This window comes from Bradyrhizobium sp., from assembly GCF_030646015.1.
GTDB lineage: Bacteria > Pseudomonadota > Alphaproteobacteria > Rhizobiales > Xanthobacteraceae > Bradyrhizobium.
Map to the genome: position 1 here is coordinate 1 of NZ_JAUSLT010000096.1, position 19,479 is coordinate 19,479.

The 19,479-nt window shown below is 62.4% G+C and carries 21 protein-coding genes; 8 read left to right on the plus strand and 13 right to left on the minus strand.

The window, feature by feature from the left end; genetic code table 11:
• Window positions 1-452 precede the first annotated feature (452 nt).
• From Q7T45_RS15100 to Q7T45_RS15125, 6 genes are all read right to left on the minus strand, one after another.
• Window positions 453-1,712, minus strand: a complete 1,260-nt coding sequence (locus tag Q7T45_RS15100; protein WP_304871743.1) for a CaiB/BaiF CoA-transferase family protein — start codon at window positions 1,710-1,712, stop codon at window positions 453-455.
• A gap of 148 nt (window positions 1,713-1,860) precedes the next feature.
• Window positions 1,861-3,180: a TRAP transporter large permease gene (locus tag Q7T45_RS15105; RefSeq protein WP_304871744.1), complete on the minus strand. Its 1,320-nt coding sequence runs from the start codon at window positions 3,178-3,180 to the stop codon at window positions 1,861-1,863.
• Window positions 3,177-3,692: a TRAP transporter small permease gene (locus Q7T45_RS15110; RefSeq protein ID WP_304871745.1), complete on the minus strand. Its 516-nt coding sequence runs from the start codon at window positions 3,690-3,692 to the stop codon at window positions 3,177-3,179. Before Q7T45_RS15110 ends, Q7T45_RS15105 begins: the two co-directional genes overlap by 4 nt.
• Before the next feature lie 78 nt (window positions 3,693-3,770).
• On the minus strand, window positions 3,771-4,769 hold the full coding sequence (locus Q7T45_RS15115; RefSeq protein ID WP_304871746.1) for a TRAP transporter substrate-binding protein: 999 nt from the start codon (window positions 4,767-4,769) through the stop codon (window positions 3,771-3,773).
• A 176-nt stretch (window positions 4,770-4,945) separates the two neighbouring features.
• A complete protein-coding gene (locus Q7T45_RS15120; RefSeq protein ID WP_304871747.1) occupies window positions 4,946-5,497 on the minus strand; it encodes a DUF6456 domain-containing protein in 552 nt (183 codons plus the stop codon).
• Window positions 5,498-5,547: 50 nt separating this feature from the next.
• Complete coding sequence (locus Q7T45_RS15125; RefSeq protein ID WP_304871748.1) at window positions 5,548-6,072, minus strand: GcrA family cell cycle regulator; 525 nt, start codon at window positions 6,070-6,072, stop codon at window positions 5,548-5,550.
• A gap of 151 nt (window positions 6,073-6,223) precedes the next feature.
• On the opposite strand from Q7T45_RS15125, the gene Q7T45_RS15130 reads away from it, so the two are divergent.
• The 3 genes from Q7T45_RS15130 (at window position 6,224) to Q7T45_RS15140 (ending at window position 7,678) form a co-directional block, all read left to right on the plus strand.
• Window positions 6,224-6,844: an XRE family transcriptional regulator gene (locus Q7T45_RS15130; RefSeq protein WP_304871749.1), complete on the plus strand. Its 621-nt coding sequence runs from the start codon at window positions 6,224-6,226 to the stop codon at window positions 6,842-6,844.
• 168 nt (window positions 6,845-7,012) lie between these two features.
• A complete protein-coding gene (locus tag Q7T45_RS15135) occupies window positions 7,013-7,288 on the plus strand; it encodes a hypothetical protein (RefSeq protein WP_304871750.1) in 276 nt (91 codons plus the stop codon).
• A 195-nt stretch (window positions 7,289-7,483) separates the two neighbouring features.
• Entirely contained in the window at window positions 7,484-7,678 is a 195-nt protein-coding gene (locus Q7T45_RS15140) for a hypothetical protein (protein WP_304871751.1), read from the plus strand.
• A 130-nt stretch (window positions 7,679-7,808) separates the two neighbouring features.
• Here Q7T45_RS15140 and Q7T45_RS15145 read toward each other — a convergent pair whose 3' ends face one another.
• Window positions 7,809-7,985 carry a hypothetical protein gene (locus tag Q7T45_RS15145; RefSeq protein ID WP_304871752.1) on the minus strand — a complete coding sequence of 59 codons (177 nt, stop codon included), beginning with the start codon at window positions 7,983-7,985 and terminating at the stop codon, window positions 7,809-7,811.
• 177 nt (window positions 7,986-8,162) lie between these two features.
• Between Q7T45_RS15145 and Q7T45_RS15150 the strand changes: the two genes are divergently transcribed.
• Both Q7T45_RS15150 and Q7T45_RS15155 read left to right on the plus strand, forming a co-directional pair.
• Window positions 8,163-9,317 (plus strand): zinc-binding dehydrogenase, encoded by a 1,155-nt coding sequence (locus Q7T45_RS15150; RefSeq protein WP_304871753.1) that lies wholly within the window; start codon window positions 8,163-8,165, stop codon window positions 9,315-9,317.
• Complete coding sequence (locus tag Q7T45_RS15155; RefSeq protein WP_304871754.1) at window positions 9,314-9,697, plus strand: nuclear transport factor 2 family protein; 384 nt, start codon at window positions 9,314-9,316, stop codon at window positions 9,695-9,697. The genes Q7T45_RS15150 and Q7T45_RS15155 overlap by 4 nt, the downstream gene beginning before the upstream one ends.
• Before the next feature lie 30 nt (window positions 9,698-9,727).
• Here Q7T45_RS15155 and Q7T45_RS15160 read toward each other — a convergent pair whose 3' ends face one another.
• From Q7T45_RS15160 to Q7T45_RS15170, 3 genes are read right to left on the minus strand one after another with little or no spacing between them, the layout of a single operon-like run.
• Window positions 9,728-12,121, minus strand: a complete 2,394-nt coding sequence (locus tag Q7T45_RS15160) for a xanthine dehydrogenase family protein molybdopterin-binding subunit (RefSeq protein WP_304871755.1) — start codon at window positions 12,119-12,121, stop codon at window positions 9,728-9,730.
• Window positions 12,118-12,591, minus strand: coding sequence for a (2Fe-2S)-binding protein (locus tag Q7T45_RS15165; protein WP_370691281.1), 474 nt, complete (start codon window positions 12,589-12,591; stop codon window positions 12,118-12,120). Before Q7T45_RS15165 ends, Q7T45_RS15160 begins: the two co-directional genes overlap by 4 nt.
• Before the next feature lie 8 nt (window positions 12,592-12,599).
• Entirely contained in the window at window positions 12,600-13,481 is an 882-nt protein-coding gene (locus tag Q7T45_RS15170) for a xanthine dehydrogenase family protein subunit M (protein WP_304871757.1), read from the minus strand.
• A gap of 179 nt (window positions 13,482-13,660) precedes the next feature.
• On the opposite strand from Q7T45_RS15170, the gene Q7T45_RS15175 reads away from it, so the two are divergent.
• Both Q7T45_RS15175 and Q7T45_RS15180 read left to right on the plus strand, forming a co-directional pair.
• The gene (locus tag Q7T45_RS15175; RefSeq protein ID WP_370691282.1) at window positions 13,661-14,767 is read left to right on the plus strand and encodes an LLM class flavin-dependent oxidoreductase; all 1,107 of its coding nucleotides are present in this window, start codon (window positions 13,661-13,663) and stop codon (window positions 14,765-14,767) included.
• A 27-nt stretch (window positions 14,768-14,794) separates the two neighbouring features.
• Window positions 14,795-15,670, plus strand: a complete 876-nt coding sequence (locus tag Q7T45_RS15180) for a polysaccharide deacetylase family protein (RefSeq protein WP_304871759.1) — start codon at window positions 14,795-14,797, stop codon at window positions 15,668-15,670.
• Between the two features lie 25 nt (window positions 15,671-15,695).
• Here Q7T45_RS15180 and Q7T45_RS15185 read toward each other — a convergent pair whose 3' ends face one another.
• Genes Q7T45_RS15185 through Q7T45_RS15195 form a run of 3 tightly spaced genes read right to left on the minus strand, consistent with a single transcriptional unit; the run spans window position 15,696 to window position 18,158 of the window.
• Window positions 15,696-16,394 carry a TetR/AcrR family transcriptional regulator gene (locus Q7T45_RS15185; protein ID WP_304871760.1) on the minus strand — a complete coding sequence of 233 codons (699 nt, stop codon included), beginning with the start codon at window positions 16,392-16,394 and terminating at the stop codon, window positions 15,696-15,698.
• Window positions 16,391-16,945, minus strand: coding sequence for a flavin reductase family protein (locus Q7T45_RS15190; RefSeq protein ID WP_304871761.1), 555 nt, complete (start codon window positions 16,943-16,945; stop codon window positions 16,391-16,393). The genes Q7T45_RS15185 and Q7T45_RS15190 overlap by 4 nt, the downstream gene beginning before the upstream one ends.
• A gap of 10 nt (window positions 16,946-16,955) precedes the next feature.
• Complete coding sequence (locus Q7T45_RS15195; RefSeq protein ID WP_304871762.1) at window positions 16,956-18,158, minus strand: acyl-CoA dehydrogenase family protein; 1,203 nt, start codon at window positions 18,156-18,158, stop codon at window positions 16,956-16,958.
• Window positions 18,159-18,328: 170 nt separating this feature from the next.
• Between Q7T45_RS15195 and Q7T45_RS15200 the strand changes: the two genes are divergently transcribed.
• Window positions 18,329-19,210 (plus strand): NAD(P)-dependent oxidoreductase, encoded by an 882-nt coding sequence (locus Q7T45_RS15200; protein WP_304871763.1) that lies wholly within the window; start codon window positions 18,329-18,331, stop codon window positions 19,208-19,210.
• Window positions 19,211-19,479 lie beyond the last annotated feature (269 nt).

Here is a 19,479-nt window from a genome sequence, read left to right on the forward strand (position 1 = left end):
GCCGCAGGCTTTCGACAGTTTCGCTCGATGGAGCTCCGAGCCTCTTCTGCAGCTCTGCAACAAATGTGGGATCTTTCATCTCGCACCTTCGATGAGGAACAGGAATGACATATACAGGCAAACGGGAAGGCTTGGCCCGAAAAGTCGATACCGCAGCGCAAGAGGCTGAGCGCCTCGGCTTGACTACAGCTACGTTGATACTCCGGATGGCCCGCCTGGAGATTGACCGGGCCGAACCCGATGAAGTTGAAAGTATGCCAAGGAACAACCCGCGCGGCAAGCCAAACTGATGACCGAAAAGCGCCCTCAACAGCCAAATCATGCCAGATCGGGCTCCGACCTGGCGCTTGGGCGGGCCGGATTGTTCTGAATTGCACATCAGGGGCCGCCTCGATGGCGGCCTCTTCTCATCCCGCATCTGGCGAACGGCACGTGCCCGTCGGGGGCCCCGCTCAGCCGACGTTTCGCATCGCTCCAAAAGCCCCCTTCTCGGCGAGCGCTGCGATGCGGGCGTCGTCATAGCCGAGCGTCTTGCGCAGCACTTCCCTGGTGTGCTCGCCCAGCATCGGTGCTGCAACGGGATCGGCGACCGGCGTAAGGCCGAGGCTGATCGGCTGCTCGATATGGGGCACGGTGCCCGCAGCCCGATGCGGGATCTGGCTGACGCGATGGCGTTGGCGTACTTCCGGCGAATTAAAGGCTTCCTCGACGGTACGAAGGTAGCCGACGGGGATATTGGCCGACTTCATCTTCGTCACCCAGCTTTCGCGGCTGTCCCCGGCAAAAATCTCGTTGAGTATCGTGCGCAACTTGTCCTTGTTGGCCGTCCGCGAACGCCGGTCGGCGAATTCACCGCTGGCGAGATCGGGCCGGCCGAGCACGTCGACGACGAGGCGGCGATACAGCCGGTCATTGGCGCAGGCGATATAAAACGGCGCGTCGGCGGCATCGTAGAGCCCGACCGAGGGAGATCCGTTCGGCGAATTACCTTGGCGGCTGAACCTCTCGCCCGTCATCAAATGGGCCATGCCGTAAAATCCCGTCATCCCCAGGGCCACGTCGAACAACGCCACCTCGACCTGCTGGCCGCGGCCGAGCCGGTCGCGGGCCAACAGTGCCAGCAGGATGGCATTGCAGGCCGACATGCCCGTCACCATGTCGATCGCGGGCGGCCCGGTTCGCACCGGCGGCCCGTCCGGAAAGCCGTTCAGCGACATGAAACCGCTCTCGGCCTGCGTGATCGGATCAAAGCCGGGACGGGATGCAAACGGTCCCTGGCGGCCGTAAGCCGAGATCGAGCAATAGACCAGCCGGGGATTGGCCGGCGCCACCGACGCATAGTCGAGGCCATATTTCTTCATCACGCTGGCGGAGAAGTTTTCCACCACCACGTCGGCCCGTGCGATCAATTCGCGCGCGACCTCGCACGCCGCCGGGTTGGTGAAGTCGAGAACGATGCCGCGCTTGTTGCGATTCAAGCTGATGAAGGCGGCGCTTTCCCCGGCGAGATCGGCGTGTTCATAGCTCCGCGTATCGTCGCCGCCATCCGGATTCTCGATCTTGATGACCTCGGCGCCGAAATCGGCAAGCGTTTGCGTGCAGGCCGGCCCGGCGACGACGCGGGTAAAATCGATCACCAGCAGCCCGTCAAGTGCGGTCGGCACGTCCTTCGCGCGCGGCGTGCGATCCGGTAATTGCGGTCTGGCGGTCATACGGTCTGTCCTGGATGATTTCGACGGGCCGCCGATTGATAGCCCGGACGCTCATGGATGCGCAATCAACCCTGGCGCATGGATGCCCCGCTTCCGGCCATCGGCCGCCCCTCCGGATTCGCGTGAGCCTGACCAGCCGGATCCGCTGCTATTTCAGCATATCCGGCACGATCAGCCGCGGCAGGAACAGCGAGACATCCGGCCAGATGATCAGCGCCGCCAGCACCAGCAGCATCGGTATCAGCATGATCACCGTGTCCTTGAGCGCATAGCGCAGCCGTACGCCCGCGATCGAGCACGCGATCAGGAGACACAGGCCATAGGGCGGCGTCACTAGTCCGAACGCCAGCGAAACAATCGAGATAATCGCGAATTGCACCGGGTGCAGATCGACCGACCTTGCCAGTGGCTCCAGCACAGTGCCGACGATCACAATCGCCGGAATGGCATCGAGAAAGCAGCCGACGATCAGAAAACAGAACGCGATGAAGAAGCCCGCCGCGATCGGGCCCATGCCCCAGGTAGAGACATTCTCCAGCAGCGCCTGCGGAATCTTGTAGTAGGCCAGCAACCAGCCGAACGCGCTCGCCGTGCCGATGCAGAACAGCGCAACGCCGGCGAGCCGTCCGGTGTCGAGGAAGGCCTTGTAGAGTTCCTTGGCGCCGGTTTCCCGGTAAAAGAAGGTCGACAGCGCCATGGAATACAGCACCGCGACGCAGGCGGACTCGGTCGCCGTGAACCAGCCGAGCAGGATGCCGCCGACGATGATGAACGGCGTCACCAGCGCCGGAATCGAGCGCCAGAGCGAGCACCGCATCTCTACCCAGCTCGATTTCGGATAGGTTGGATAACCACGGCGGACCGCATAAATATGCACGGTCGCCATCTGCGCGCCTGCGATCAGCAATCCCGGGACGATGCCGGCCAGATACATCGCGGCGATCGATGTCGAGATCAGCCCGCCCCACACGATCATCAGGATCGACGGCGGAATGATAACTGCAAGTACCGCCGACACAGCGGTAATGGCGATCGAGAACGAGAGGTCGTAACCCTCCTTGGTCTGGGCATCGATGAAGATTTTCGACTGGCTCGCCGCGTCCGCCGTCGAGGAGCCGGAGATGCCGGCGAAGAACACGGAGAGCACGACATTAATCTGTGCCAGCGACCCCGGCCAATGCCCGACCATCGCGCGCGAAAGCGCCACCAGCCGGTCGGTGATGCCGCCGATGCTCATCAGGTTCGCCGTCAACAGGAAGAACGGCACCGCCAGCAGAATGAAGGAATTGTAGGCGTTGAAGGTTTCCTGCGCGAGCATCATCATCGAAAGCCGCGGCTCGATCAGCAGGATCGGCAGGCAGGCGAGCCCGAGTGCGAAGGCGACCGGCACACGCACGATGAGCAGCGCCACGAAAGTGCCGAACAGGACCATTGCGGCCTGCCCGGCGGAAAGAACGCTGCCACTCATCGTGCTGCCCCGAACAAGACCCGCGCTTCATCGACGATCTGTTCGCCCGCGAACGCGATCCAGGTGAAACCCGCCACCGGCCAGGCGACGTGAATCAGCCAGAGCGGCAGGTCGGCCAGCTCCGAGGTTCGATTCCAGGCAAACCGCGTGAACTCGATGCCGGCCCATACGAACACCAGCGCCAGCGCCAGGATGCCGAACCGCGCCACGATCCGCACCGCGGCCTCCGACCGCCGCGACAAATCGGGCCAGACATCGACTTCGAAATGCTGCGCTTCCCTGACGCCGACCATCGCCCCGATCATGATCGTCCATACGAACAGAAACCGCGCCATCTCCTCGGTCCAGATGTAGGACGGAATGAAAGGCGTGTAGCGCGAGATGATTTGCAGCGTGACCGGAATGATCAGGATACCGACGCAGGCTCCCAGCAGGATTTCCAGCAATTTGGCATAGCCGGCCGTCACGCGTCGCCACAGCGACGGGTGGGATGGCATCGGTATTTCGGTCATGGGCCCCCGCGCAGATACAGTCATCAAGCGGGGCAAGCCGCGAGGCTTGCCCCGAATTCTCGTTCAGTGATTTCTGGTTCAGGCGACGTTGATCTTTTCAAAAATGGCTTCGGCACCGATCTCCTTGGCGTAGCCAGCCATTACGGGATCGGTAAGCTTCTTCATCGCGTCGCGCTCCTCGAACGGAACCCGCTTGAGCTTGCCGGCCTTCTCCAGGGCATCGAGCTTGATGACTTCCTCGCTCGACTCGAGCTGCCGGCCGAAATCGCCGGCCTCCTTGCCCGCCTTCATGATCGCGTCCTGCAAGTCCTTGGGCAGAGTCTTGAGCGTCTTGACCGAGAAGCAGATCGGACGGATCGACACCGCATGCTGGGTCAGATTGAGGTGCGGCGCGACTTCGTAGAACTTCATCGCCTCGACCCCCGCCGCCTCGTTTTCTCCCGCCGAAATCACGCCGTTCTGAATGGCGTTGTAGACCTCATTATAGGCAATGACCGTCGGAGACATGCCGGCGGCCGCGAATGTCTTCGACCAGATCGGCGCGCCCTGCACGCGTACCTTGAGGCCCTTGATATCGGCCAGATTCCTGAGCGGCTTGTTGGCGAAGATATTGCGGATGCCGCCGCCGGCATAACCGATCAGTACCACCTCGGCCTTCCCGGCGACTTCGTCGGCGATCGGCGCCAGGATGTTCGCTGCAACGACCTTGTTCATGTGCTCGATGCCCTTGAAGACGAACGGAGCATCGATGAACGGGGCCGCCTTGGCGAAGGTCGACATGTGGGCGGGGGAGACGATGCCGTAATCGACCGCCTTGCCCTGCGACATGTACTCGAAATACTGCTTCTCGAGACCAAGCGATGAATTCTTGTGTAGCGTAAAATTGACCGGCTTGCCGTAATATTTCTTCACCAGCTCTTCAAACCTGACCAGAGCCTTGGTGAAGGCGTGATCATCGTTGAACTGCACCGCGCCGTTCAGCGTGACGGGCGCCTGCGCCTTCAGGATCGATGGCATGCCGAGCACGCCAGCGGCGGCAGTTGCACCGAGCCCGGCGAGTACTGTTCTGCGCTTCATAGGTTCCTCCCCTGATACCCATCCCTTGTTGTCGGGATTTTGGGTGTTCGCAGCATGACTGCAATTGCCAAGCGTACGCAAGAGCGGGGGGCGATGGAAGCCGATTTTTGGCGTCGGCGGAGAGAAGGCAATCCCGGCGCGCCGATCAACGGCAAGACACGCTATTGCGGTGCACACTACCGCTTCTCCGTCGCGAACCCGTAAATCAGAGCGAGCCGGTCGAGACATTCCCGAAACCTGCGCACGAAATAGTCCTTCCAGCGCTGCGCACGCAATCCGCGCCGTTCTCCGACCTGTTCCATCGTCATGCCCTGGATCAGGACGTCATGCACCAGTGCCGCGCCATCGGCACCGAGTTCGCGCTCGGCACGGTTCAGCCGCAGCACCGCCTTGCGCTGGCCTTCGGTAATGGGCTCCCGCGTTTGACCACCATCGACATATTCCCGGGTCGGATCGACCGCCTGTGGGCCGCGCTCGGCCTTTTCCCAATCGGCCTGAAAGGCCCGCCCGCCCTGATATTGCGCTTCGTCGACGTGGCGATGCGAATGCATGCGGCCCAGTGGATCGTTGCGGATCGAGCGCAGGGTGACGATCTTGTCGCCCGGTTCCAGACCGAGGGGATCGTCCACTTCAACCGCGGCCACTTCCGCGTTACGCGGCAGATCGCGGGACCGCCGGTCATGTATCTTTGCCGGATCGTGCGGCTTTCTGCGTTTGGCCCGTGCCATGTTTCATTTCTCCATTCGTAAGATCGGATTTGCCGGCCAGGCGATCATGGTCATGCCGCCGCCACCAGCCGCAGGGCCACCGGGATAGCTGCGCGTTCGGAGGCAGTGCCGGGACCACGGGTCAGGTGAAAATGCCCGGGGCAGTAGCTCGAGCCCTCGCGTTGCGGGTGACCGCAGAAAGTGATGGGCTCGTCCTCGGCGTCGCCGCCATAGGGATACCGGCAATCGCCGGTTTCCAGGTCGATCACCGACAAATGTCGCGGCATGATCTGGACGCAGCGGAGCTCGACGCGGCGCGGCCGTTCGACAGCCGGCGGCTCCGGCTTCGATTCGACCAAGCGCTCGTGATTTTTGTTGGAACGCGGCGGTTTTGACACCTTCGGTACCCTCGACAGTCGCTTCGACCGGTCGAGGACCGCAAGCCCCATCCGTTTCGCGCGCCCGATCGTGGCATTGCGCGAATACGCGGCGCCATACCTGGCATTGATCGCATCGGCGGCTTGGGCAAAGGACAGGCCTCTTGCGAGGTATTCCCGCAACGCGTCGCAATGTTCGGGGGGCCAGTTGATCTGCATGGTTTTATCTTCCCGTCGGATGAGGGATCGCCTGCCTTCTGATCCAATTTCCGATATACCGAATTAAATGTCAAGCGTTATTCTGATATTCGTAATTGCAATAGTTCTGAAATTCGGAAAGAATGTGGCATGTTGGATAACGGGGTGCGATATGCTGGATGTCGATTTGATAGAGCGGGCGCTGAAAAAAACAGGCAAGTCCAAGGGCGGTCTGGCGGAGGCAATGGGCGTGCGGCCGGGAGCCGTCTCGGAAATCCTGTCCGGAATACGCCTGATCAAGGCGTCCGAAATTCCGCTGATTACCGACTACCTCCACCTGAACTCGGTGCCGATCATGGGCCGCGTCGGCGCCGGGGCGGTGATTGAGCCGGAGCATGAGCAGGTGCCCCCGGAAGGCCTCGGCGAGGTCGAACTGCCCTTCCCTATTTCGGAGGAAACCATCGCCTTTGAGGTGACCGGCGATTCCATGCTGCCCAAATATGAAAACGGCGACATTATCGTTGTTTTCAAGGAGCAGCGGCATCCTGTCTCGAGCTTCTACGGCGAAGAGGCCGCTGTGCGGCTGAAAACCGGCGAGCGCTACCTGAAAACCATCGAGCGCGGCAAATCCCCCGCCCAGGTCAATCTCACCAGCTTCAACGCCAAGGCGATCAACGGGGTGAAGCTGGACTGGATCGGCGAGATCTATCTTACCCTGCCAAAGGGCCAGATCGAGCGCCTGCGGGCCAAGGCCGCCGCCCGGGCGCGCAAGGCGGCCAAAGCCCAGAAGTAAGCCCCCCGAATCGGCGGAGCCGTAGCTGGCGATTCGCGCCGGCGCAGGGCCAAATTGCGTCGACCGCCGCCAGATTTCTTATTTTGCGAATTTTTAACTTGACTGATTTCCGATTTTCGGAAATACCATAACATCATTTGCCGTGGCCGGCGCGAGGCCTGAGGGTCCATGCAGTATTTCGTCGTGATGATCGACTATGGGCGGCGCGGGCGGGAGGCGATTGTCGATCCTGAAATCACGCGACGCGAAGTCATCTCGCGGGTGGCGTCGGGCGAATACAACAACATCAGCTTCATCCACGAGGTCGCCGACACCTCGGTCGACGATGTCACGGCGGAAATCCTCGCCGAGGCAGCCGTTCCCGAGATCCAGACGTCTGACGCGAATCCGCAGGCCAGCCGTTTCGATCACGCCCGCGACCTCAGGAAGCACGAGCTTGTTTGATCGAAGCGAAGGCCGTGCCGGACCGCAGCGGTAAATTTGCCGGCTGATTTTCGATGTTACCACAAAGCCACATGCGCCAGGATTGTGCGACCGTTCTTTGTCCGTTCGCAAGAGTTGATGAAGAGCATCCGGCCAACGCGGTAAGTTACGTTGGGGTTGAATCTACCGTGCTTCCGCTGCGTAAGGAGAGCCGACATGCCAGCCTACATCCAGCATCACGAAGCTGAGACCGCGCCGATCATCTGCCCCGGCTGTATAGGACTACTCCCGATGTTCGTGAGGGAGGTCGAGCCGCATTGGAGCATGGCGAAGATCGACTTCATCTACGAGTGCTCCGATTGCGGCGCCGAAGTCAGGCAGACCATTACCAAACCGGAACGACGGCATTAACGCGTTCACGCCGCCGGCTGTTCGAGGACGAAAAGCGCGCTCCAGTGGGCGCGACCTATACAACTGATGACTCGCTCCCTCGGGCGCAGCGTTCAACGCTTCCGCCGCTACAACGTCGCGGGCGCTCGCATTAGCGGGCAGCGGCCATATCGAGGTTGCATTCCCTGAAGTGGAACGCAATTTCATCGAGCGCGCATTGCTCCCACTCTGCCGCCTTCGCCAGCCAGAAATTCTTGCGCTCGGAATCCCGCAAAGCACGCTCCCGGCAAAAAAATTCCTGGTTGCGAATCTCAACGAGCCTCTTCATGAACTCCACTCCCTAAGTGTGAAGCCAATCTGCCCCGCCACGATAGCAGAGTCGGCATCGACAGTCTTTCCGTTTCGCGGCAAAAAGAGACAGGCCTGCTGTCTAATTTTTGCCCGCCCCCTTTCCAGTATTTTGTCCGCCCAGTAACGTCCGAGGTCACAGATGGGGAGCGCGCCAATGTACGACCCTGCCGGCGTTACGAGATCGCCCGAATTTTTCATCCCCGCGCGGATGAAAGCCTGGGTTCTGGGAAACCCGGACGAACTCCTTCTACGCGACAAGCCCACCCCGGCGCCGGGGCACGCAGAGGTGCTGGTCCGTATCGACGCCGTTGCGATCTGTGCCACCGACCTTGAGATCATCCACAGCGGATCGCCGGCGAGCATCCAGGGTGGCCTGCCCTTCAACAGGAATTTTACGCCGGGTCATGAATATATGGGCACCGTCGTTGCCCTCGGGCCAGCCGTCGACGAGTTTGCGATCGGCGAGCGCGTCAGCGTTGAAATCCATGCCGGCTGCGGCCAGTGCAAGCGCTGTCGCCAGGGCATGTACACCTCGTGCCTCAACTATGGAAAACCCGACAAGGGCCACCGCGCCAACGGTTTTACGACCGACGGCGGGTTTGCCGAATACGCGGTCAACCATATCAACACGCTGGCGCGGGTGCCCGACACCATGAGCGATGCGGAAGCCACGCTCGTGGTCACCGCCGGTACCTCGATGTACGGCCTGACCGAACTCGGCGGGCTGGTGGCCGGTGAAAGCGTCGTGGTCATTGGACCCGGTCCGATCGGGCTGCTCGCGGTGGCCGTAGCCAAGGCGCTCGGCGCGAGCCCCGTGATCCTGACGGGAACGCGCAACAAGCGCCTCGCGATCGGCAGGGAGCTGGGTGCGGACCGCGTCATCAATATCGCCGATGAGAACCCTGTCGATGTCGTCAAACAACTCACCGGCGGAATCGGCGCGGATTATGTGATCGAGTGCGCCGGCACCGAAGCCACCGTCAATCAGGCCATCCATATGGCCAATCGTGGCGGTAAGATCTGCCTGGCGGCCTTTCCGCACGATCCTGTCACGACCGATCTGGCGCATCTGGTGAAGAACAACATCTACGTCTACGGCATCAGGGGCGAAGGCCGCAGCGCGACGCGGCGGGCGATGGCGTTGATGGCAGAAAAGCGGTTCGACGCGACAAGGATTCACACCCATACGTTTGCGCTAGACGACCTGCCCACCGCACTTCGGTACGCGCGCGATCGGGTCGAGGACGCCATCAAGGTGGTGGTGACCGCGCGTCAGGCGGCAACGCTCAAGGACGTAGCGGCGGAATGATCCCGTCACCAGCCGAACGAGATGAACTGCTCAAAGGTTTTGCCCGCGCCCTGTTCAGGAACGACATGGAGGCGCTCTACAGGATCGTCACGCCAGACTTTCTCTGGAGCTTCCATGACGGCCTCGCCACCAGCAAGGCCCTCACCGGCGCCGCTGCGATTGAGGAGCATCTGGCCGGGCAGAAGGCACTGTTCTCAGCGCAACGTTTCCACGAGGTAGCCTACCATCATGCCGGCGAGATGAGCTTCATGACCTTTCGCGTCAGCGAGACAGTAAGAGCCACTGGCGAACAGCGAGAGCAGCGCGGCATCGAGCGCTACACCTTCAGGGACGGTATGCTCGCGACCAAGGACGTCTACCGCAAGCCGATCACCCCCTGACCGTATGTGGCTTTCCCGCCTCGACCTTGCTCAAATTCGCCCCAGCGCCGTCAGGATAATCTGCGGCGTCAGCGGAATCTCGGTGATCACAGCGCCGAACGGCCTGAGCGCATCGTTTACCGCGTTCGCCACCGCCGCGGCGGCCCCCGCCGTGCCGGCCTCGCCCGCGCCCTTTGCCCCCAGCTCCGTTTCCGAGGTCGGCGACACCACATGACCGACATCGATGTCGGGCATTTCGCCGGACATCGGCACCAGATAGTCGGCCATGTTGGCGTTGGTGAGCTGCCCGCGCTCGTCGTAGACGCACTTCTCGAACAGGGCCGCTCCAAGGCCCTGCACCACGCCGCCCCGGATCTGCTCATCGACCAGTTGCGGATTGATGAGCGTGCCGCAGTCTTCGACCACCCAATGCTTCAAGAGCCTGACGAAGCCTGTGTCGGTGTCGACTTCCAGCCATGAGGCCTGGACGCCATTGGTGAAGGCGAACGGATACTCGCGTGGCACAAAGTGGCGCGTGGCCATCAGCTCGGGCTGAACGCCCGGCGGCAAGGTGTCGGGACGGAAGTACACGATCCGCGCGAGCTCACGCAACTCCATGCGCGACGCACCATCGGCGGCATTCACGATCGCATTGTCCGCGATGTCGAGCTCGGCCGGCGACGACTGCAGGATGGCGGCGGCGACATCGAGGATATTCCTGCGCAAAATCTTTGCCGCCTGGAGTGCGGCCTCGCCGCCGATGCCGGCGCCGCGCGAGGCCCAGGTGCCGCCGCCATAGGGCGTGTTGTCGGTATCGCCCAGGATGACGCGGACGCGCTCCATCGACACGCCGAGCACGCTGCCGACGATCTGCGCGGTGAGCGATTCCGAGCCCTGCCCCTGTTCGGTGATGCTGGTCTGGCAGATCACCGACCCCTGGGCGTCCAGCCGTATCGCGACGCCGTCTTGTGAGGATATCTTGGCGCCGCCGACGCCATAGAACGCCGCGCTCGGATTGGTGACTTCGATGAAGCTCGCAATGCCGATGCCACGGTAAATGCCATTGCTTCGCAACGTCGCCTGTTCGGAGCGCAACGCGTCGTAATCCATCATCGTCATCAGCTTGTTTATCGCAGCGTGATGCGACAGCAATTCGAACCGCAAGCCGGACGGCGACGCGCAAGGGTAGGCGTTATCCGCAATCAGGTTGCGACGGCGGATTTCCACCGGATCCATGCCGATTTTAGCTGCCGCGAGATCGACCAGGCCTTCCGTCACCGAGCAGGCGATGGGGTGGCCGACCGCGCGGTACTGGCACATCACATTCTTGTTCTGGAACACGACGCGGGCCCGGGCACGGTAGTTCCTGGTCACATAGGGGCCACCGACGAGATTGACGACCTGGTTGGCTTCGATGGCGCTGGTACGCGGATACATCGAATAGGGGCCGATGCCCGTAAGATCGTCGATCTCGAACGCCGTAATGCTGCCGTCGCGCTTGACGCCGATCCGTCCCCAACAGCGATGGTCGCGGGCATGAATATCGGTATTAAAACTTTCGACCCGGTCGGCGACAAATTTGATCGGTCGGCGCAGCAGTTTCGACAGCGCATAGGTGGCCATCTCGTCGGCGTAGATGTGGACCTTGATGCCGAAGGAGCCGCCGACATCCTTGCAGACCACGCGAACCTGCGATTCCTCCAGCCCGAGATGGAGCGCCGCAATGTTCTGCACCATGTGCGGCGCCTGCGTGCCCTGGTAGATCGTCAGCCGCGCCTCGGCGGCGTTCCAGTCGGCGACGACCGAGCGCGGCTCCAGCGTCACACCGGTATGTCGTCCGAAAATGAAATCGGCTTCCACCACCGCATCGGAGCCGGCGAACGCCGCATCGACCTCGCCGGCGTCGAGGTTGCGTTCGAAAGCCAGATTGTCGCCGAGCGCGGGATGAATCACCGGAGTGGCCGGATCGAGCGCGGTGCGCATGTCCGTCACTGCTTCCAGTTCCTCGTAGTCAACCCTGACGATTTCCGCGGCGTCCTCCGCCACGGCGCGGCTGGTCGCCACGATGGCGGCGACGGCTTCGCCCTGCCAGCAGACGCGATCGATCGCAAGGGCGTGCTGGGGGGCGGATTTGAGGCCCTTCAGGTGCGAGAGCACACCGACCCACGGCGTGATGACGGCGGCCAGTTCCTTGCCGGTCACGACCGCGATAACGCCGGGCATGCTCCTCGCCGCGGCGGCATCGATGCCGGCGATCCTCGCATGGGCATGCGGCGAGCGCAGGAACACCACATGCCCCATGCGTGGCAGTTCCATGTCGCTGACATACAGTCCGCGTCCCTGCATCAACCGCTCGAGGTTCGGCCGCGGCACCGACTTGCCAATATAGGAGTTCGGCCGATCGAGCTCCGAGAGGATTTCGGGATTTGATGACGTGATGGTCATGCCGTGCCTCTGCCACGCGCCCGCGCCGTGGTCTCGACCGCGTCGATAATGGCCTGGTAGCCGGTGCAGCGGCAGTAGTTGCCGGAAAGGTGCTCGCGAATCTGCTCCCGGTCGGGTTCAGCCTGCTGCTTCAGCAGATCCTGCGCCGCCATCAGCATGCCCGGCGTGCAGAACCCGCACTGCAAGGCGTTGCGATCGCGAAAGGCGGCCTGCAGGTCGGCGACCTCGCCGCTGTCGGACAATCCCTCGATGGTCTGGACGGACGCGCCGTGCGTTTGCACCGCCAGCATCAGGCAAGAACGAACAATCTCTCCGTTCACCCGTACCGTGCAGGCGCCGCAGACCCCATGCTCGCAACCGACATGTGTCCCGGTCAGCTGCAGTTGTTCCCGCAGGAAATCCGCCAGATTGAGGCGCGGCAGAACCTGCGCATCGACGCGCTCGCCATTGACCTCGAGCGAGATTGCCATGGGAGCCGTCACGCGCGCCCCCCGGCATTGAGATCAGGTCGGTCCAGTAGCGCAGACGCGGCCCGCGCCAGCAGCACCTTTGCAAGATGCCGGCGCATGGCGGCGGACGCCTGCTGGTCATCCTGCGGGTCGAGCTCTTCGCCCAGGGCTGTGCAAGCCGCCGCCAGCACCGCGGGCGTGATGGTAATGTTGACCAGTTTTGTTGCGGCCCTGGCCAATACCGGCCGGTCGCCGACGGCAAAGAAGACGAGTCGCAGATCGGTGAAGATATCCCTTTCCACCATCGCCTGCGCCGCGAGGCCAGCAATGGCGTAGTCGCCGTGCCGGCGGGCGAACTCGTGGAAGAAATGTACGGAATGCTTACCCGCCACCGGCAGTTCGACCGATATCAGCAATTCCCGCGCCGACAGGTCGGTCTCATAAATCCCTTTGAAGAATTCCCCGGCCGCAACCCGTCGTTCGCCGTCCTGACCGCGCACGATAATGGTCGCATTCAACGCGACCATGCAGGCCGGCAGTTCAGAGGCCGGATCGGCGTGGGCGAGGCTGCCGCCGAGCGTACCGCGGTTGCGGATCGCGGGATGCGCGACATGGGAAATCGCCTCGGTCAACAACGGCGCGTGCGCGGCTATTTCCGGAGAGGTCAGGAGATCCACATGACGGGTCAGCGCGCCTATCCTGACGACACTGCCAGTTACCGCAATACCGCGCAGCTCGGCGAGTTCGCCGATGTCGACGATGAGTTCGGGTGAGATCAGGCGCAGATTCATCGCGGGCATCAGGCTCTGGCCGCCCGACAGCACCTTCGCCCTGTCGCCATACGCCTTGAGCAATTCCAGCGCATTCCCAACGCTGGTCGCGCGTGCGTAAGCGAAAGCCGCGGCTTTCATTCGACGTGGCCTCCCCCGGGTCCCCTTGGCGTATTTTTCTTTGGATTAGACGGCGACGCCTCCCAAAGGTCAAGTTTGTTTATCGAACGATTATTTCTGGTGACGGGCCTTCCGGACTTGTCGTAATGGTATCGATGACGGACGGTTTGGTCCTCACGCGGCCCCAGAAAGGAGCGGCAATGGATCTCGGATTCTTCACGATGCCGATTCATCCTCTCGGCAAGGATTGGCGGCAATCCCTGCAGGAGGACCGCGAGGCATTCCTGCTCGCCGACGAACTGGGATATACCGAGGCCTATGTCGGCGAACATGTCACTGATCAGGCCGAGAACATCACCTCCTGCATCGCGTTTATCGCGTGGGTCGCCGCCGCCACCAGGAAGATCAGGCTCGGCACCGGCACGATCAACATGCCGAACACCCACCCCGCCACCGTCGCAGCCTCCCTCGCGATGCTCGATCACATGCTCGATGGCCGTCTGATCTTTGGAATAAGCCCCGGCGGCCTGCTGTCGGACGCGGAATTGTTCGGCAATCTCGACGCCGACCGCAACGCGATGTTTCTGGAATCGATCAACCAGGTGCTGGAGATCTGGTCCGGCGAGGCGCCGTACAATATCGCGGGAAAATACTGGAACGTCTCGACGCAGAAGACCCTGATCCGGGATATCGGCCAGGGCATCATTGCGCGGCCGTTGCAGCGGCCGCATCCGCCCATCGTCGTGACCGCGGTAGCGCCGTTCTCGAAGGGCGTTACCGAGGCGGCCGTGCGCGGCTGGGATCCGATCTCGGCCAATTTCCTGATGCCGGCCTGGGTGAAGAGCCACTGGCCGAAATACGTCGAAGGCTGCGAGCGCGGCGGCCGTCCGGCGGAACCCGCGAACTGGCGTGTCGCCAAGAGCGTGTTTGTCGCCAGGGACGCCGCGACCGCCAAAGCCTACGCCACCGACCCCGACGGGCCCTACGTCTATTATTATCGGTCGCTGTTCACCAAACTGAAGAAGAACGGCCGCATCGAACTGTTCAAGACCCGCCGTGACCAGCCCGACGACGAAGTGACGCTCGAGATGATCTGCGACAAGCTGATCATTTACGGGACGCCGGAAAGCGTTGCGGATCAGCTGCTGGCCTTCCAGGAAGAAGTTGGCCCATTCGGCACGCTGCTCTATGCAGGCAAGGACTGGAAGGACCGCGAGCTCGGACGCCAGTCCATGATTTTGATGGCCGAGAAGGTGATGCCGCTCGTCAATGCCGGCAACTCGAACCGCTCCAAGGCCGCGGAATGATCCGCTAAATCCACTCTGGAGAGCGCCGTGGCTCTGACCGATCGCATTCCCTATCAGGCGCAGGTCGACAGGCCGAAACTCCGGCTGCCCGGCGGCAAGAAGCTCGCAGTATGGGTCATCCTCAATGTCGAGGAATGGCGGATCGAGAACGCGATGCCGCGAACCGTGCTGAGCCCGCCGATGGGACAGCCGCTGCTGCCGGATGTGCCGAACTGGTCGTGGCACGAATACGGCATGCGTGCCGGCTTCTGGCGTCAGTTCAAGGCGCTGACCGACCGCAATATGCCGGTGACCCTGGCGCTGAACGCCAACGTCTGCCACTCCTACCCCCGCGTCGCGTCCGCCGCGCTCGAAGCCGGCTTCGAATTCATGGGCCATGGTTTCGTTCAGGGGCCGATGCACAAACTTGACAACCAGGCCGATGCGATCAGGCGGTCGGTCGAGACAATCGCCAAATTCACAGGCAAGCCGCCGAGATCGTGGGAAAGTCCGGGGCTGACGGAGACCGAGGAAACCCTCGATCTGCTGCGTCTCAACGGCATCGAATATGTCGCGGACTGGGTGATCGACGATCTTCCACAGGACATCGCGACGCCGCACGGCACCATTACGACCATTCCCTATTCGGTGGAAACCAATGACATCGTCATCCACGCGCTGCAGCATCTGACTTCCGAGCAATTCCTGCAGCGCTGCACCGACCAGTTCGACCGGCTGTACCTCGAAGGCGCCGACAATGCGCGGGTGATGGCGATCTCGATTCATCCCTACATCACCGGTGTCCCGCATCGGATCAAATACCTGGAAGCGTTGCTCGATTACGTCATCGGCCATGACGGCGTCGCCCTGATGACCGCCAGCGAGATCGGCGACTGGTACCGGGCGGAAATGTCGAGAGCATAATTCGGACTGCGCAGGACCGAAGAGATCATGCCAGGGCAGCTTTCTCGGACTTCTTCGTCGCTGCGCGTGCGGGGTCGCCGGCGGTCGAGAAGACCTGTTCGAATCCGGTCAGAAAGACATCCAGGGCGTCGCTGATCACCTGCTTCTTGTCTTCCAGTACCGGCGACTCGAAGATGTATTTGCGAACCCCGTAATAGAAGATTCCGCTTTGAAGCACCCACGCCATCTCGAGCTCGGCCGCGGTCGGCGTGCCTTGCTCTGGCAGCCCCGCTTCATGCCGGCATTCCCTGACGATCCGCGACAGGATCTTGTCCTCCACCACGCCGATGTACCAGCGGTTGATGTCGAGCCCCTTCAGGCCCGCATAGAAATAGATCCGCAGCCATTTGCGGGTGAAGATCACATCGGTGTAGGCCTGATAGAATTCCCGCAGCCGCTCGCGAAGCGGCCGCGAGCGATCGGTCAGCAGCTGCTCCCAGCCGGCATCGAACGGCTCGAGATAGACGGTGCGATAGACTTCCTTGATCAGGTCGTCCTTGCTCGGAAAGTAGCGATACAGCAGCGGCTGCGTCACGCCGAGCCGCCGCGCCAGATCGCGGGTGCCGCCGTCAAATCCTTCCTCCGAGAAAAATTCGGTGGCCTTGGTTACGAACTCCCGGCGGCGGTCGTCAGGCGAAAGCCGTTTCTGCTTGGCGCGGGCGCGCTTGGGCGGGGCCTTCTTCATGACGCGCCGTCGGGTTTGAGAAACCGGCCGTAACTGCCGCGCGCAAACAGCAATGGCTCCTGCCCGTTGTAGGCATAGGCCTCGACCGCGCCCAGGAAGATGACGTGATCGCCGCCGTAATACCGGTTGGCCGCGCGGCACTGAAAATTCGCGACGCTGTCCGCGAGAACGGGCGCGTTGCCAAGGCCAGGCGTCCACTCGACGCCTGCGAATTTATCCTCCGAGGATTTCGCGAATTTGCTGGCGAGCGCCTGCTGCGATGCGCCTAGCACGTTGACGGTGAAATGGCTGGCGTTCTGGAAGGTGCTCAGCCCCTGCGAAAACATGCCGAGACTCCACAGCACCAGCGGCGGATTCAGCGATACCGAGGCGAACGAATTACAGGTCAGCCCATAGGGCTTGCCGTCGGCCGCGACCGCCGTGATGATGGTGACGCCGGTCGCGTAAGTGCCGAGCGCGTTACGAAAATCCCTGGGGTCGATGGCCGAGCTGTCGCTGGCCAGTTCGTTGGCCGGATCTGGATCGATCGGATGCTTGGGCGCGTCGGTCATCCCCCGGGCCTCAGAGCGTCAGGTTTTCGGAAGGCAGACCGAGCGCCACGCGGCCGTAATTGGTGCCAGCCGCATCGAAATTGAACGCCAGGTGCGAATTGATGGCGTGGGCATCGCGGAACTGCCGCTGCAATGCGCCTGTCGTGAACAGGCCGCGCGCACCGCTCGCGGAAGACAGCAGCGACACCGCCTCGGTACTGAGATTGTCGGAATAGGCCCCGTCCCGCCGCAACCTGGTCTTGGCGGCAATATCCGGGATACGGCCGGAGCGCGCATCGGCCATCGCCTCGATACATCGCGAGCGCATGATCAGTCGGGCGGCATCGATCTTCGCGGAGGCCTCGGCAATCTTGATCTGGGTGCTCTGGAAATCGCCGAGCTTGGCGTGATTATAGGTCGAGGCGCGATGGCGCGTGATGTCGATATAGTCGTCCAGGCAGGCCTGCGCGTTACCCAGCGCCGCGCCCGACAGCACATAGGGAAACAGCGAGAATACCGGCAGCGCATAGAGCGCATTTGGATTGTCAGCGCTTCCGGGCGTCGGGCCGCCCGACAGTTCGCCCACCGCAACGGTCATCGGTTCGGCGACGAAGGTATCGGCGACTTCGACATCGTTCGATCCCGTGCCCCGCAATCCGCTCGCGTTCCAGGTGTCGGTGACCGTGTAGTCGTCCTTGTGAAGCAGGAAGATGCGGTATTCGATGCCATCGGCCTCATCGTCGGACGAGACCACCGCGCCAAGCATATTCCATTCACTCGAACTCACGCCCGAGGAAAACGGCCAGTGGCCCCGCAACCTGTATCCGCCGTCGACTTTGACGGCACGGCCGGAGGGAAAGATGAAGGAGGAGGCAATCAGCGCGTCAGGGTGCTCGTTCCAGACCAGATCCTGGGCGCGCCGGTCGAACATGCCGAGCATCCAGTGATGGCTGGCGAGATTGGCGAAATTCCAGGCCACTGACGCATCGCCCCGCGCCAGCACATCGGCGCAATCGACCAGCGCGACGTAATCGAGTTCGGCGCCGCCGACCCGTTTCGGCTGCATGATCCGGAACAGACCGGCATCATGCAGGTCGCGTTCGGTTTCCGGCGGCAGCCGCCGCAACTCCTCGGTTTTGGGCGCACGATCGCGCAAGCGCGGAACCAGCGCCTTCGCACGGTCGATCATGGCGGCATAGATGCTGATATCCGCGGGCGGACTTGCCTTTGGCATTTCGCCAACACCTCCCATTTCAGCCTTCCCTGCTATCTCGCCACTCGTTGCGGTCTTGAGATGCGGCCGATCGGTGCGAAACCTGCTTGACCGGTCGAAGCTATCCGATGATTGTTTATCGCCTGATCACCAACTATTCAAGGCGCGGCCGGCACTGGGAGCGAACGCGGATGGACAAGACCGTAGGAATCGTCGGGCTTGGCATCATGGGAGGCGCGATCGCCCGCAATCTCGTCGAGCGCGGGTGGCGCGTCATCGGCTTTGACATCGATAGCGCACGATGCGCCGAGCTTGCGCAGGCCGGTGTCACGATCGCCGATGATGCCGGCCGTGTCGCGGGCAGCGCGTCCATCATCATGACCAGCCTGCCCAGCCCCGCAGCGGTCGAGGATGTCGCGCGGCGTATCGCCAGCTCTGCCGCGCCGCCGCGGATTGTGATCGAACTCTCCACATTCACCATCGCCGACAAGCTTCGCTTCGAAGCCATCCTGAAGCAGGCCGGCCACATTGCGCTGGATTGCCCACTGAGTGGAACCGGCGCGCAGGCCAAAAATCGCGATCTCGTGGTCTACGCCAGTGGCGACAGTGCCGCCATTGCCCGCTGCGCCGCTTTGTTTGCGGATTTCGCCAGGCAAAGCGCCGATCTCGGCGCCTACGGCAATGGCAGCCGGATGAAATTCATCGCCAATCACCTGGTCGCCATTCACAACGTCGCCACCGCCGAGGCGATGCTGCTGGCGCAATGCGCCGGGCTCGATCCGAACATGGTGGTCGACATGGTCGGTCCCGGCGCCGGCGGCTCGCGGATGTTCCAGATGCGCGCGCCGATGATGGTCGAAGGCGTTTACGATCCCGCCACCATGAAGGTGTCGATGTGGCAGAAGGACATGGCCATCATCGCCGAGTTCGCCGCGGACGTCGGCTGCGCCACCCCGCTGTTTACGCTGACGCAACCGGTCTACGCGGAAGCGATGGCGATGGGACTGGGCGAGCAGGACACAGCCTCCGTGTTCGAAGTGCTGAAGAAGACCCTCGTCACCGATGCGCGATGATGTAGCCCGGATGGAGCCAGCGGTCGGCGCAACAGCGCCGGGCCGGTGGCGCAATCCGGGAACGAATGCAGTGAACGCCCCGGATTTCGCAAGGGCTTCATCCGGGCTACGGGACTGAGCAACGCCCTCTCCGCGTCGTCCCTGCGAACGCAGGGACCCATAGCCACCGGTGTCAACTGGATGAAGATTGCATCATCCATCGCGTCATACCGAGGGCACAACGCGGTATGGGTCCCGGATCGGCGTTCGCTTGCGCTCACTTGTCCGGG

What these genes read in the sequence shown, in the direction of transcription:
- Q7T45_RS15100 (WP_304871743.1), bottom strand. Translation starts at nt 1,712, where the DNA reads ATGACCGCCAGACCGCAATTACCGGATCGCACGCCGCGCGCGAAGGAC.
- Q7T45_RS15105 (WP_304871744.1), bottom strand. Translation starts at nt 3,180, where the DNA reads ATGAGTGGCAGCGTTCTTTCCGCCGGGCAGGCCGCAATGGTCCTGTTC.
- Q7T45_RS15110 (WP_304871745.1), bottom strand. Translation starts at nt 3,692, where the DNA reads ATGACCGAAATACCGATGCCATCCCACCCGTCGCTGTGGCGACGCGTG.
- Q7T45_RS15115 (WP_304871746.1), bottom strand. Translation starts at nt 4,769, where the DNA reads ATGAAGCGCAGAACAGTACTCGCCGGGCTCGGTGCAACTGCCGCCGCT.
- Q7T45_RS15120 (WP_304871747.1), bottom strand. Translation starts at nt 5,497, where the DNA reads ATGGCACGGGCCAAACGCAGAAAGCCGCACGATCCGGCAAAGATACAT.
- Q7T45_RS15125 (WP_304871748.1), bottom strand. Translation starts at nt 6,072, where the DNA reads ATGCAGATCAACTGGCCCCCCGAACATTGCGACGCGTTGCGGGAATAC.
- Q7T45_RS15130 (WP_304871749.1), top strand. Translation starts at nt 6,224, where the DNA reads ATGCTGGATGTCGATTTGATAGAGCGGGCGCTGAAAAAAACAGGCAAG.
- Q7T45_RS15135 (WP_304871750.1), top strand. Translation starts at nt 7,013, where the DNA reads ATGCAGTATTTCGTCGTGATGATCGACTATGGGCGGCGCGGGCGGGAG.
- Q7T45_RS15140 (WP_304871751.1), top strand. Translation starts at nt 7,484, where the DNA reads ATGCCAGCCTACATCCAGCATCACGAAGCTGAGACCGCGCCGATCATC.
- Q7T45_RS15145 (WP_304871752.1), bottom strand. Translation starts at nt 7,985, where the DNA reads ATGAAGAGGCTCGTTGAGATTCGCAACCAGGAATTTTTTTGCCGGGAG.
- Q7T45_RS15150 (WP_304871753.1), top strand. Translation starts at nt 8,163, where the DNA reads ATGTACGACCCTGCCGGCGTTACGAGATCGCCCGAATTTTTCATCCCC.
- Q7T45_RS15155 (WP_304871754.1), top strand. Translation starts at nt 9,314, where the DNA reads ATGATCCCGTCACCAGCCGAACGAGATGAACTGCTCAAAGGTTTTGCC.
- Q7T45_RS15160 (WP_304871755.1), bottom strand. Translation starts at nt 12,121, where the DNA reads ATGACCATCACGTCATCAAATCCCGAAATCCTCTCGGAGCTCGATCGG.
- Q7T45_RS15165 (WP_370691281.1), bottom strand. Translation starts at nt 12,591, where the DNA reads ATGGCAATCTCGCTCGAGGTCAATGGCGAGCGCGTCGATGCGCAGGTT.
- Q7T45_RS15170 (WP_304871757.1), bottom strand. Translation starts at nt 13,481, where the DNA reads ATGAAAGCCGCGGCTTTCGCTTACGCACGCGCGACCAGCGTTGGGAAT.
- Q7T45_RS15175 (WP_370691282.1), top strand. Translation starts at nt 13,661, where the DNA reads ATGGATCTCGGATTCTTCACGATGCCGATTCATCCTCTCGGCAAGGAT.
- Q7T45_RS15185 (WP_304871760.1), bottom strand. Translation starts at nt 16,394, where the DNA reads ATGAAGAAGGCCCCGCCCAAGCGCGCCCGCGCCAAGCAGAAACGGCTT.
- Q7T45_RS15190 (WP_304871761.1), bottom strand. Translation starts at nt 16,945, where the DNA reads ATGACCGACGCGCCCAAGCATCCGATCGATCCAGATCCGGCCAACGAA.
- Q7T45_RS15195 (WP_304871762.1), bottom strand. Translation starts at nt 18,158, where the DNA reads ATGCCAAAGGCAAGTCCGCCCGCGGATATCAGCATCTATGCCGCCATG.
- Q7T45_RS15200 (WP_304871763.1), top strand. Translation starts at nt 18,329, where the DNA reads ATGGACAAGACCGTAGGAATCGTCGGGCTTGGCATCATGGGAGGCGCG.